Origin of the sequence: Cupriavidus oxalaticus, from assembly GCF_016894385.1 — a bacterium.
Taxonomy (GTDB): domain Bacteria; phylum Pseudomonadota; class Gammaproteobacteria; order Burkholderiales; family Burkholderiaceae; genus Cupriavidus; species Cupriavidus oxalaticus.
In genome coordinates, this window is sequence record NZ_CP069811.1 from 1,997,163 (window position 1) to 2,009,751 (window position 12,589).

At 66.6% G+C, this 12,589-nt stretch carries 12 protein-coding genes; 9 read left to right on the forward strand and 3 right to left on the reverse strand.

The window, feature by feature from the left end:
* Window positions 1–5: 5 nt before the first annotated feature.
* From JTE92_RS08700 to JTE92_RS08710, 3 genes are all read right to left on the reverse strand, one after another.
* The gene (locus JTE92_RS08700; protein WP_063239848.1) at window positions 6–1,166 is read right to left on the reverse strand and encodes an efflux RND transporter periplasmic adaptor subunit; all 1,161 of its coding nucleotides are present in this window, start codon (window positions 1,164–1,166) and stop codon (window positions 6–8) included.
* A gap of 2 nt (window positions 1,167–1,168) precedes the next feature.
* Complete coding sequence (locus JTE92_RS08705; RefSeq protein WP_063239847.1) at window positions 1,169–2,641, reverse strand: TolC family protein; 1,473 nt, start codon at window positions 2,639–2,641, stop codon at window positions 1,169–1,171.
* Between the two features lie 211 nt (window positions 2,642–2,852).
* Entirely contained in the window at window positions 2,853–3,254 is a 402-nt protein-coding gene (locus JTE92_RS08710; protein ID WP_063239846.1) for a hypothetical protein, read from the reverse strand.
* 237 nt (window positions 3,255–3,491) lie between these two features.
* Between JTE92_RS08710 and JTE92_RS08715 the strand changes: the two genes are divergently transcribed.
* The 9 genes from JTE92_RS08715 (at window position 3,492) to JTE92_RS08755 (ending at window position 12,589) form a co-directional block, all read left to right on the forward strand.
* Entirely contained in the window at window positions 3,492–4,475 is a 984-nt protein-coding gene (locus JTE92_RS08715) for a LysR family transcriptional regulator (RefSeq protein ID WP_063239845.1), read from the forward strand.
* 186 nt (window positions 4,476–4,661) lie between these two features.
* Complete coding sequence (locus JTE92_RS08720) at window positions 4,662–6,125, forward strand: 2-hydroxymuconic semialdehyde dehydrogenase (RefSeq protein WP_371136887.1); 1,464 nt, start codon at window positions 4,662–4,664, stop codon at window positions 6,123–6,125.
* Between the two features lie 19 nt (window positions 6,126–6,144).
* Window positions 6,145–6,969, forward strand: a complete 825-nt coding sequence (locus JTE92_RS08725; protein WP_063239843.1) for a 2-keto-4-pentenoate hydratase — start codon at window positions 6,145–6,147, stop codon at window positions 6,967–6,969.
* A gap of 1 nt (window position 6,970) precedes the next feature.
* Window positions 6,971–7,921: an acetaldehyde dehydrogenase (acetylating) gene (locus JTE92_RS08730; RefSeq protein ID WP_116386916.1), complete on the forward strand. Its 951-nt coding sequence runs from the start codon at window positions 6,971–6,973 to the stop codon at window positions 7,919–7,921.
* A gap of 10 nt (window positions 7,922–7,931) precedes the next feature.
* Entirely contained in the window at window positions 7,932–8,969 is a 1,038-nt protein-coding gene (dmpG, locus tag JTE92_RS08735; protein WP_063239841.1) for a 4-hydroxy-2-oxovalerate aldolase, read from the forward strand.
* Window positions 8,966–9,733 carry a 2-keto-4-pentenoate hydratase gene (locus JTE92_RS08740; RefSeq protein WP_063239840.1) on the forward strand — a complete coding sequence of 256 codons (768 nt, stop codon included), beginning with the start codon at window positions 8,966–8,968 and terminating at the stop codon, window positions 9,731–9,733. The genes dmpG and JTE92_RS08740 overlap by 4 nt, the downstream gene beginning before the upstream one ends.
* A gap of 53 nt (window positions 9,734–9,786) precedes the next feature.
* Window positions 9,787–10,770 (forward strand): Bug family tripartite tricarboxylate transporter substrate binding protein, encoded by a 984-nt coding sequence (locus tag JTE92_RS08745; protein WP_169834831.1) that lies wholly within the window; start codon window positions 9,787–9,789, stop codon window positions 10,768–10,770.
* 33 nt (window positions 10,771–10,803) lie between these two features.
* Entirely contained in the window at window positions 10,804–12,123 is a 1,320-nt protein-coding gene (locus JTE92_RS08750; RefSeq protein WP_063239838.1) for a sulfatase family protein, read from the forward strand.
* A 25-nt stretch (window positions 12,124–12,148) separates the two neighbouring features.
* The gene (locus tag JTE92_RS08755) at window positions 12,149–12,589 is read left to right on the forward strand and encodes a RidA family protein (RefSeq protein ID WP_063239837.1); all 441 of its coding nucleotides are present in this window, start codon (window positions 12,149–12,151) and stop codon (window positions 12,587–12,589) included.

A 12,589-nucleotide genomic window follows, 5' to 3' on the forward strand; every position in this document is an offset into this window, starting at 1 on the left:
TCCGATTACCCTTGCTCGATGCGCTTGCGCTCGTTGTCCAGGTGGAACGCGCCATCGACCACGATGCGGTCGCCGGCCTTCACGCCGTTCTGCACCACGCGCATGCCGTCGCTCTCGGCACCCAGCTTGACCTTGGTCAGGCGGAACTTGTTGCCCGGCATCTCGACATAGACCAGCTCGTCGTTGCCGTCACGCACCACCGCGGCCGCGGGGATCACCAGCTGGTCCTGCGGCTTGCCGGCGATCAGCATGCTGGCGAGCATGGCGGGCTTCAGGCGCCCCTCGCGATTCTCCAGCTCGGTGCGGACCAGCACGGTGCGCGACTGCGGGCTGACCGTGCGGCCCACGTAGATCAGCTTGCCGGTGATGGTGTTGCCGCCCTTGCCGTTGGCCAGCGACGGCACCTCGATCTCCACGCTCTGCCCTTCGGCCACCTGCGCGGCCTGCTGCTCGGGCACCTCGGCCACGACCCACACGCGCGACAGGTCGGCCACGGTGTAGAGCGCATCGGCAGGCTGCACCACCTGGCCCTGCGCCACGTTGCGCTCGACCACGGTGCCGCTGATGCTCGAATACACCGGCGAATGCGAGTTGATGCTGCCGTTCTTCGCCAGCTCGGCGATCGAGCCCTGCGACATGCCCAGCACGCGCAGCTGGTCGCGGTAGGCGCGCATCTCGGCGGAGGCAATCGCCAGTTCGCTCTCGCGGCGCTGCAGCTCGCCGCGGCCGATCACGTCGGCGGCAAACAGCTGGCGCGCGCGCTCGGCGTTGCGCACCTGCAGGTCGTGCTGGGCCTCGCTCTTCAGGAACGACATCTGCGCCGCGCCCAGCTCGCTGCTGTGCAGGCGCGCCAGCACCTGGCCGGCCTTCACTTCCTGGCCCAGCGTGGCATACAGGTCGGTGACGCGCCCGGTCACGCTGGCGCCGATGCGCGAGACGCGCTGCTCGTCGAAGTCGATGCGGCCGGCCACGCGCAGCATCTCGCTGAACGGAGAGGTGGTAACCGGCGCCACCTTCAGCGACTGCTGCAGGTTGCCTTCCGGCTGGATCACGCCGGGCGGCAGCTTGGGCGCCTCGGCCACGGGTTCAGGCTTGTCGGAACAGGCCGCCAGGCTGAACGTCAGGACGGCAGCGGCCGTCAGCGATAGCAGGAAATTGGGACGCATGGTTAGTTCTGTTCGATGGTGGAGGTCGGCGGCAGGCCCGGCGCGGCAGTGGTGCCCGGGGCGCTCGACATGAGCTTTTCGATCTGGATGGCGGCCAGCTGCTGCTCGTACTGGGCGGCGATCAGCTCGTTGCGCGCGCTGCGCAGCACGCGCTGGGCATCGATGAAGTCCAGGATGCCACGCTCGCCGAAGCGATAGGCGGACTCGGCCACGCCCAGCGCCGACTCGGCCTCGCGCACGATGCCGGACTCCAGCGCGGTCACCTGCGCCTGCGTGATCTCGTACTGGCGGTAGGCCGATTCCAGTTCCTGCGTCAGCTCGAACTCGCGCATTTCCAGCGCGCTCTGCGCCTGCGTCGCCTGCGCGGTGGCTTCGCCCACGGGGCCGCGGCGGCGGTCCCACAGCGGGATGGTCATGACCAGGCCGATCTGCGAGACGTTGTTGTCGGGCTGGCGGTCGGTGCTGGCGCGCACCGCCACTTCCGGCCAGCGCAGCGAACGCTGGTAGTCGACACCCAGGCGGGCGCGCTCCAGCTCCGTGCGGCGCTGGACCAGCTCGGCATTGCTCGCGGTCATGGTGTCGCGCAGCACCGGCAGCGGCGGCACGTCCGGCGACTGTCCCAGCGTGCCGGCCAGCGAGAACTGGCCCGGCATGGCGCCGCCGACCTGCTGGCGCAGCGCGGCCTTGGCCTGGTTCACGCGCAGCTCGGCGGTCTGCTGGCTCTTCTGCGAGGCCAGCAGTTCGGTCTCGGCCTTGATCAGTTCATAACGCGGCGCCTCGCCCACTTCCACGCGCAGCCGTGCGCGCGAATGGATCTGCCGCATCATCGCCAGGTCTTCCTCGGCGGCATGCAGCTCGCTTTCGCGGCGCAGCACATCGTAGTAAGAGGTCTTGACGCGCGCGGCGAGGTCGGCGCGGAAACCCTGCCGAGCCGCTTGCGACGACTCCAGGCCGCGCGACGCCATGGCCTCGCGCAGGCTGCGCTGGTGCGGGTAGTCCAGCTTCTGCACCACGGCGTAGCTGGGCGCATTGCCGCTGGTCACGCCGGGCTGCTTGCCGGACAGGCGGCCGTACATCACCTCGACCTGCGGATTGGGATAGGCGCGCGCGCTGCTGATGGCGGCGCTGGCGGCATCGACGTTGGCCTCGGCCGCGGCAACGCCCTTGTTGGTCGACTGCGCCATGTCGAGCAGTTGCGGCAGCGAGAAAGCGGGGCCGGCTGCGGGGCCGGCCGGGCGTGCCGAATTTGTCTTCGGCACGGTTGTGGCGGCCAGCAGTTCTGCGCCCGGCGTGGGCAGCAAGGCGGAAGATTTCGAAGCAGGCTTGGAGAGCGGTGCGGCCGGGGCGGCGGGTACGGTGCCCGCTGCCCCCGCGGCCTTCGCCGGCGCGGCGCCCTGCTCGCCGGCATGGGCCGGGGCAGCGGCGAACGCGAGCAGCGAAAGCGACGCGATCAGGGTCAGCTTGGTTGTTGTCATGAGTCCGGAATGCAAGCAATACGACGCCTGCGCCATGCCGCCGCGCGCCCCGGCGTGCGCGGGCACGGCAGGACGGCAACGGCTTACCCGCGCGGCAAGGCCGCGGGCAGGCTGGCGATATCAGGCATGGGGGCGCGGCCCGCGGCACGGCCGCTGCATGCGCAGCGCGTGCGTGCGGGAGCGAGCGGCAAGGCGTGCAAACGCCTGGCGCTCAGGAGAGGAATATCGGTGGCCGGAAGAAGGCGGTAGGCGGCGGCTCGGCGCGGCCAGGGGGATACTGCGCAATGTCGCCGGTGGGCAGCAGCAGCTTCACCGGCGGCAAGGCAAAGAGGGCGCTGGACTCTTCGATCTCGTCGAGCACGTCCAGCGGATCGAGCAGGTCGGCCGACCAGATATTGCAGTATCCGGGCGGCGGGTCTGCACAGATGTCGTCGTCATTCAGGCCATCGTCGCCGGGAACGATGACGCGGCCCAGGTCGTCCACCGGCTGCAGCGCGGCCAGTTCGGTACTGGCCTGCACCTCCGGCTGCACCGACGCGCGCGCATCCGCCACGGCTCCGAAGGAGAGCAGCGACAGGCACATGGCGGTCAGCAGCAGGAACAACAATCGCATGAGTCGGGGGCTTGGAGCACGGGGCGGAAGCACCATTTGGCCATGGCGCACGCCGTGCTGCGGTACAGCATTGTAACGTAACGATTACCATTGACAGGAAATCGTTACGTTCGTTCCCTGGAAAGAGGCAATAGAAGCTGCGCCGGGACTGAAATCTTCTGGCCGTGGATATTCCAACGCGGCATAGTTGCGTCCAAGCCTGCCATCGCCGTTTCCCGGCCGCCTCCAGTTACTTCCATGAGTCAGATCCCTGTTTCCCTAAGCCGAAAGCTGCGCTTTTCCCAGATCGTCGTGTTCGAGCAAGTGCTGCGCAGCGGATCGATCCTGCGCGCGGCGCAAGCGCTCAACATGACGCAGTCGGCGGTGACCAAGGTGGTCCACGAACTGGAAAATCAGCTCGGCGCGCCCTTGCTGGTACGGGGGAATCGGGGTGTCAGCGCGACGGAGTTCGGCGAGCTGGTTGCCAAGAGAGCAAAGTCGCTGCTGGCCGAACTGCGCTACATGACCGAGGAGGTCAATGCATTTCGAACCGGCGCAGCCGGGCATGTGTTCGTCGGCACGTTGATCTCGGCGTCGGCCGCGCTGCTGCCGCGCGCGATCCAGTTACTCAAGGCCAAAGCGCCGGCCGTGGTCGTGACGCTACGCGTCGCGCAAATGGATCAGCTGCTGCCTGCCTTGATCGCCGGGGATCTCGACCTCGTCGTCGGACGCGTGCCCGAAGATGGCAGCTGGCACGCCAAGTCGCCGCAGCTTGAAGCCGAGACCTTGTATCGGGAGCCGCTCTGCGCCGTGGGGGGCGTACACCATCCACTGGCGTCGCACACGGCGACCGGGCTCATGGACATGCTCGAGTTTCCGTGGATTCTCCCGACGCGCGATTCCTCGTTGCGGCTGACAGCGGATCGCATGTTCCACAAGGCCGGCCTGCCGGGGCCGTCGAACGTGGTGGAATCGCTCTCGGTGATGACCAATGTCGCCCTGATGCTGGACCAGATGACCGTCGGCCTGATGCCGCATTCGGCAGCGCAACAGTTCGCGCAAGCCGGTCTCCTTGCAGTATTGCCAATCGCAGGCCTGCCCGAATTCGGCGAGATCGGCTGCTTTGCCTTCACTGGGCGGGCGCCGGGTCCGGCCGTCGAACTGTTCAGAAACTGCCTGCGCGAGGCAGCCACGGGGATGGTGCCCCCGGCAAAGAGTGACTCACGGAGCCGCCCCTCGTAGCGGAGTTCACGCCATCCAACAGGAGTTCCAGCAGGAACCTCAACGTCTGGTCGGCAACAGTCGAGGTCAGTCGGGGTTCGCATCGCCTCATATATTCCAGACAGGAATACATGAGGCGGAAAGTTTCATTTTTCAGGAAAGGCAGGCGTCTCTACACTGCAACGCAAACAAGCCTTGGAGACCGCTGTGCTGCCCCACCCCAACCTGTATCGAAACTATGTCGACGGTCGCTTCGTGCAGGCCGCCAAGACCTTTCCAAACGTTTCGCCGATCAACGGTGCCGCGATTGGCCAGGTCTGCGAGGCCGATGCCGCGCTGGTAGACCGCGCCGTGCGCGCTGCGCGCCAAGCCATGGAAGGTCCATGGGGCAAGACCAGCGCCGCCGAGCGTGCCAGGGTGCTGCACGCCATCGCCGACGGGATCGAAAAGCGCTTTGACGCATTTGTAAAGGCGGAGGTCGCCGACACCGGGCGGCCGGAACACCAGGCGCGCAGCCTGGACATCCGCCGCGGCGTGCAAAATTTCCGTACGTTTGCCGAACTGGCCAGCCAGGCTGGCGGCGAATACTTCGACATGCGCACCGCCGATGGAGATGTCTTCAGCTATGCCGTTCGCAAGCCCCACGGCGTGATCGGGATCATCTCTCCCTGGAACCTGCCGATGCTGCTGATGACCTGGAAGGTGGCACCGGCGCTGGCCTGTGGCAACGCCGTCGTGGTCAAGCCCTCCGAGGAAACGCCGGGCAGCGCGACCCTGCTGGCCGAGGTCATGGACGAGGCCGGTGTTCCGCCGGGCGTCTTCAATCTCGTGCATGGTTTCGGTGGCGGCTCGGCCGGCGAATTCCTTTCGCGCCATCCGGGCATCGACGCCATCACTTTCACCGGGGAGTCTCGCACCGGCAGCACCATCATGAAGGCGGTCGCCGATGGCGTGAAGGAAGTGTCCTTCGAACTTGGCGGCAAGAATGCTGCCGTCGTGTTCGCCGATTGCGATTTTGACAAGGCCGTGGCGGGCGTCATCCGTTCGAGCTTCACCAATACCGGCCAGGTCTGCCTGTGCTCGGAGCGCGTCTATGTGGAGCGCCCCATCTTCGATCGGTTTGTGGCGGCAATGAAGGAGCGCGCCGAAGCGCTCAAGATCGATTATCCCAACGCCGATGGCGTGGAAATGGGCTCGCTGATCTCGCATGGCCATCGCGACAAGGTGTTGTCCTACTTCGCGCTGGCGCGTGAAGAGGGCGCTACCGTGGTCACAGGCGGAGGCGTACCGCGCTTCGGCGACGAGCGGGACAACGGTGCCTACGTACAGCCGACGATCTGGACCGGACTGCCGGACTCGGCGCGCTGCGTGCAGGAGGAGGTCTTCGGACCGGTCTGTCATATCGCTCCCTTCGACAGCGACGACGAGGTGGTGGCGCGCGTCAACGACTCCCGCTATGGCCTGGCCGCCTCCGTCTGGACGCGCGACCTGGCGCGCGCCCACCGCGTGACCCGGCAGTTCGACGTTGGCATCGTCTGGGTCAACACCTGGTTCCTGCGCGACCTGCGCACGCCCTTCGGTGGCACACGCCTGTCAGGCATCGGCCGGGAAGGTGGGCGTCATTCGCTCGATTTCTACTCCTCCCTGACCACGATTTGCGTCAACCCCTGAGCCCATCGCGAGAGACCGCATGCTGAATCCTGAACTCATTCAGGCGGCGGACCAGCTCTGGTCCGCCGCCGAGCATCGCCAGCCCTGCCCGCCTGTGCGCGAAGCCATTGCGCAAGCCGCCGCCAGTGGCGCCGATCCGGTTGCGCTGGCCTACGCCATCCAGCAGCACAACACCGAGCGCGCGCGCGCTGCCGGGCGGCGCCTGGTCGGCCGCAAGATCGGCCTGACTTCCACGGCGGTGCAGCGCCAGCTCGGCGTTGACCAGCCGGACTTCGGCATGCTGTTTGCCGACATGGCCCGCCAGGACGGCGAGGATATCGATTGCGGCGATGTCTTGCAGCCCAAGGTCGAGGCCGAGGTCGCCCTGGTGTTGGAGCGCGACCTGCCGCACGCCACGCTCACCGTTGCCGACGTGATCCGGGCCACCGCCTTCGCGCTGCCGGCCATCGAGATCGTCGGCAGCCGCATCGCCGACTGGAATATCCGCCTGACCGACACCGTTGCCGATAACGCCTCCTCCGGCCTCTTCGTGCTGGGCACGCGCCCCGTGGCGCTCGCCGCGCTGGACCTGGTCAACTGTGGCATGAGCATGGAACTCGCCGGCGAGCCCGTCTCTGTCGGTGCCGGCGCCGCGTGCCTGGGCAACCCGCTCAACGCCGCCGTCTGGCTGGCCAATACCATGGCCCGCGTCGGTGCGCCGCTCAAGGCCGGCGACGTGATCCTGACCGGCGCCCTCGGCCCCATGGTGCCGGTCCGGCCGGGCAATGTCTTCACCGCACATATCGAAGGTTTGGGCGCCGTGACTGCGTCGTTCCGGACCGCCAGCAAGGAAGGAAATGCCTGACATGAAAGCACCCTGCAAAGTCGCCATCATCGGTTCCGGCAATATCGGCACCGACCTGATGATCAAGGTCCTGCGCCACGGCAAGCACGTGGCCATGGGGGCCATGGTGGGCATCGACCCCGCCTCCGAGGGGCTGGCGCGTGCGGCGCGCCTTGGCGTGCCCGTGACGGCCGAAGGCATCGACGGCCTGTTGGCCATGCCGGACCTGGGTGACATCCGCATTGCGTTCGATGCCACCAGCGCCGGCGCCCACGCGCGCCACAATGCAGCATTGCAGGCGCGAGGCGTGCGCGTGATCGACCTGACGCCTGCCGCCATCGGCCCCTACGTGGTGCCGAGCGTCAACGCCGGGGAGCACCTCGACGCACCGAACATCAATATGGTCACCTGTGGCGGCCAGGCCACCATCCCGATGGTCGCAGCGGTGGCCAGCGTGACCAAGGTCCACTACGCCGAGATCGTCGCCTCCATTGCCAGCAAGTCCGCCGGCCCGGGCACTCGCGCCAATATCGATGAATTCACCGAGACCACGTCGCGCGCCATCGAGACCGTGGGCGGCGCCACCAAGGGCAAGGCCATCATCATCCTCAATCCTGCCGAGCCGCCGTTGATCATGCGCGACACCGTGTGCTGCCTCACGGATGAGGCCGATACCGACGTCATCGAGGCAGCCGTGGCAGCCATGGTGGCGCGCGTGCAGGCCTATGTCCCCGGCTACCGCCTCAAGCAGCGCGTGCAGTTCGACCGTATCGACGCGCCCGTGCCCGTGCCGGGCGTAGGCCGCAAGACCGGCCTGAAGACATCGATCTTCCTGGAGGTGGAAGGCGCCGCGCACTACCTGCCTGCCTATGCGGGCAACCTTGACATCATGACCAGCGCCGCACTGGTTTGCGCCGAGCGCCTGGCGCAAACGCTGGTTGGCGCCAAGGCCACGTCGGCAGCATCAGCCTGAGGAGTCAATCATGACGAACAAGAAGCTCTATATTTCGGACGTGACGCTGCGCGACGGCAGCCATGCCGTGCGTCACCAGTATTCGGTCGAGCAGGTCCGTACCATTGCCCGCGCACTCGACCAGGCCGGCGTCGATTCGATCGAGGTGGCGCACGGCGATGGCCTGGCGGGCTCCAGTTTCAACTACGGATTTGGCGCCCATACCGATGTGGAATGGATTGCCGCCGTGGCGCAGACCGTGCAGCGCGCCAGGGTTGCCACCTTGCTGCTACCTGGCATCGGTACCTTGCATGACCTGACCGAAGCCCATGCGGCCGGTGCACGCGTGGTCCGGGTCGCAACGCACTGCACCGAGGCCGACACGGCGCGCCAGCACATCGAGACAGCCCGCGCCATGGATATGAACGTGGCCGGCTTCCTGATGATGAGTCATATGGCGTCGCCAGCCAAGCTGGCCGAGCAAGCCAAGCTGATGGAAAGCTATGGCGCGCACTGTGTCTATGTGGTGGACTCCGGCGGCGCCCTCACCATGGACGACGTGCGCGAGCGCTTCCGCGCCTTCAAGGACGTGCTGAAACCAGAGACAGAGACCGGCATCCACGCCCACCACAACCTCAGCCTGGGCGTGGCCAACAGCATCGTCGCGGTCGAGGAAGGCTGCGACCGCATCGACGCCAGCCTGGCCGGCATGGGCGCGGGCGCGGGCAATGCGCCGCTGGAGGTCTTCATCGCCGCGGCCGAACGCCTGGGCTGGCACCACGGCTGCGATCTTTACCGCCTGATGGACGCCGCCGACGACATCGTCCGTCCGCTGCAGGATCGGCCCGTCCGGGTCGACCGGGAAACGCTGGCACTGGGCTATGCCGGGGTGTATTCCAGCTTCCTGCGCCATGCCGAAGCAGCGGCTGCAAAGTACCGGCTCAAGACCGTGGACATCCTGGTGGAACTGGGGCGTCGGCGCATGGTGGGGGGCCAGGAAGACATGATTGTCGATGTGGCACTTGACCTTCTCCAGCGCCGGGAAACCTTCCGCACGGAGGCAGCATGAGCAGCCATCACGCATCCGTCGCCGCCGCGCTGGACGATGCCGCACGCAAGGCCGTCGCAGTCCCCCAGTTCAGCGGCAGCACACCGTTTTCCATCGAGGAGGCCTACCGCATCCAGGCCCTCTCGATCGAGCGCCGCTGCCAACGCGGCGAACGCCGCATCGGCATCAAGCTGGGCTTCACCAGCCGCGCCAAGATGGTCCAGATGGGGGTCGACAGCCTGATCTGGGGCTGGCTCACTGACGACATGGTCGAGGAGGATGGCGGCAGCGTGCAGCTGGAGAAGTACATCCACCCGCGCGCGGAGCCCGAGATCTGCTTCCTGTCACGGCGCGACATCGACCGGCCGTTGACCCTGCTTGAGGCGGTCCACTATATCGAAGCGGTCGCACCCGCCATCGAAATCATCGACTCACGTTACGAAGCGTTCAGGTTCACGCTGGAAGACGTGGTAGCGGACAACTGCTCATCCGCCGGCCTCGTGGTGGGGCCGTGGTCGGGCAAGCGCGACGCGCTTGCGAATCTCGGCGTTGTGATGCGCGTCGACGGGCGTGTCGCGCAGACCGGCTCGACCGCCGCCATCCTGGGTCATCCGCTGCGCAGCCTGGTCCAGGCTTCGCAGATCCTGGCCACGACCGGCACGATATTGCCCGCCGGAAGCCTGATCATGGCCGGCGCGGCTACGGCGGCTGAGGTGCTCGCGCGCGGCAACCATGTGTCAGCGATGGTCAGCGGACTTGGCACCGCGGCCTTTCATGCGGCATGAACGCAGTCCGCAAGGTCGCAAGGTTGATGGATGCCGCCAAGGAGGAGCTCTCAATGTCCAGGACCAAGTTTCGCATCGCCGCATTGCTTCCGGTTATCGCCATGCTGACGTCAAGCCCGCCGGTGACGGCCGAAACCTATCCGGCCCGGCCGATAAGCCTGATCGTGCCGGGACCGGCCGGCGGCACGCCGGACGTCGTGGCAAGGCTGATTGGCGAATCGCTGCGCGGCAGGCTCGGGCAGCAGATCGTGGTCGATAACCGCGCCGGCGCCAATGGCTTTATCGGAGTGCAGGGCGCGGCGCGCGCGCAGCCCGACGGCTATACCCTGCTGATGGGCTTTGCCCAGACCATGGCACTGAACCCGGTAACGTTCAAACGCATTCCCTACGACCCGCTTCGCGACTTCGCACCGATTGCCCGCCTGGTTGAATTCGAACTGGTGCTGGCCGTGCCCGCGGCACTGCCAGTCAAGAGCGTGGCCGACCTGGTCAAATGGCTCAAGGCAAACAAGGGCAAGGCTGCCTTTGGTTCCTTCGGAGCGGGTTCGCCTTCGCAGTTCGCCGGCGAGATGTTCGCCAGGAGTGCTGGCTCGGACGCGCAGCACGTGGCGTACAAAGGCTCGGCGCCCCTGGTGACTGACCTGGTTGGCGGCCAGGTGCAGTATGGCTTCGTAGTGCTGCAGGTCGCCCAGCAGCTGGCCAGGGCCGGCAAGGTCCGGTTGCTTGCCGTGACCGGCAGCAAGCGCCAGGCGGCGGCTCCTGACCTGCCAACCATGGCAGAGGCCGGATATGGCGACGTGGTTGCCACCGGCTGGTATGGGCTCTATGCGCCCAAGGGCACGCCCGAGCCCATCCTGAAGCGGCTCGAGCAGGAGGTTGGCGTCGTTTTGCAGAATCCGGACTTGCAGCACAAGCTCTCCGGGCAAGGTGTGCGTCCGGCCTTCATCGGCAGCGCGGCGTTCCAATCCTATGCCCAGAGTGAAATCGAGCGCTGGCGCGCCATCGTGGCCAAGACCGGCTTCACCGCGCAGGACTGAGCGCCCGCCATCATGCCATCTGCCAGGAAAACCATGGATTCCTCCCGCCACCAGTCTCAGGCCAGGCCCAACCTGGTCTTCATCCTCGCCGACGACCTCGGCTACGCCGACCTGGGGTGCTATGGCGGCCGCGCTCCGGTCTCGCCCAATCTGGACCGGCTGGCGGCCGAGGGGGTGCGCTTCACCGACGCCTATGCCAACTCTCCGGTCTGCTCGCCCAGCCGCTTTGCGTTGATGACCGGGCGGTACCAGTATCGGCTGCGCGGCGGCGCTGAAGAGCCGATGACCGGGCGCGCGCGCGGGCAGCAGCACCTGGGCCTGCCGCCCGAGCATCCGACCTTGCCATCACTGCTGCGGGAGCAAGGCTACCGCACCGCCCTGATCGGCAAGTGGCACCTGGGCTTCCCGCCACACTTCGGCCCGCTCAAGAGCGGCTATGGCGAGTTCTACGGACCCTATGGCGGCGGCGTCGACTACTTCACCCACTGCGACCGCAGCGGCACGCACGACCTCTATGAGGACGAACGGGAAGTGGAGCGCAGCGGCTACCTGACCGACATCATCAGCGAACGCGCGCTCAACTGGCTGCAGGCAGCGCCGGCAGATTCCCCCTTCATGCTGAGCGTGCATTACACCGCCCCGCATTGGCCCTGGGAGACCCGTTTCGACGAGGCGGAATCGGCGCGTATCCGGGGGGCCATCCAGCATACCGATGGCGGCTCGGTCGAAACCTACCAGACCATGATCCGCCATATGGACGAAGGTATCGGACGCATTCTGGACGTCCTGGCCAGCAAGGGATTGGCGGAGAACACGCTGGTGGTCTTCACCAGCGACAACGGCGGCGAGCGCTTCTCCGACACCTGGCCATTGTCGGGCAAGAAGATGGATCTCCTCGAAGGCGGCATCCGCGTACCGCTGATCGCCCGGTGGCCGGCTCGGATCCCGCCGGGCGGGGTCACCGCCCAGGTGGCCATGACCATGGACTGGTGCCCGACAATGCTCGATGCCGCCGGTATTGCGCCTGCGGCCACCCACGCGCCAGATGGCATCTCCCTGTTGCCGTGCCTGGCCGACCCGGCCCAGGCAAGCCCGCGCAAGGTGTTCTGGCGAATGAAATATCGCGCCCAGCGTGCGGTACGCCAAGACAACTGGAAGTACTTGTCGGTGGACGGCAACGAATACCTGTTCGACCTGTCGCGGGATGCGCGCGAGCGCGCCAATCTGGCCAGCCGCGAGCCCGGCATGCTGGATGTCCTGCGCCAGTGCTACCAGGACTGGGCGCAGGAGATGCCCGACATCCCGGCGGAGGCCGGCTTCGAACTGGTCTATACACCCAAAGACATGCCGTAAAAGGCGGCAAGCAAGGAGAACACGCATGCAAGCAGTACCCACATCTTCGGTGGTGGCCGGCAAAGCCATGCCGCGCGGCACCTTCCCCCATGTGCGCCGTGCCGGGGATTTCCTCTTCGTCTCGGGGACCAGTTCCCGACGCCCGGACAACACCTTCGAAGGCGTCGAGGTGGATGCCCTGGGCACAACCTCGCTCGATATTCGTGCTCAAACCCGGGCGGTGATTGAGAATATCCGCGATATCTTGCGCAGCGTCGGCGCGGACCTGGAGGACGTGGTGGAAATCACCAGCTTCCTGGTCGACATGAACGATTTTGGTGGCTACAACGCCGTGTACTCGGAATACTTTGGTTTCGAGGGCCCCACCCGCACCACCGTGGCCGTGCACCAGCTGCCCCACCCCCACCTTCGTATCGAGATCAAGGCGATCGCCTACCGTCCCCTCGTCAAACAGGAGGCCCTGTGA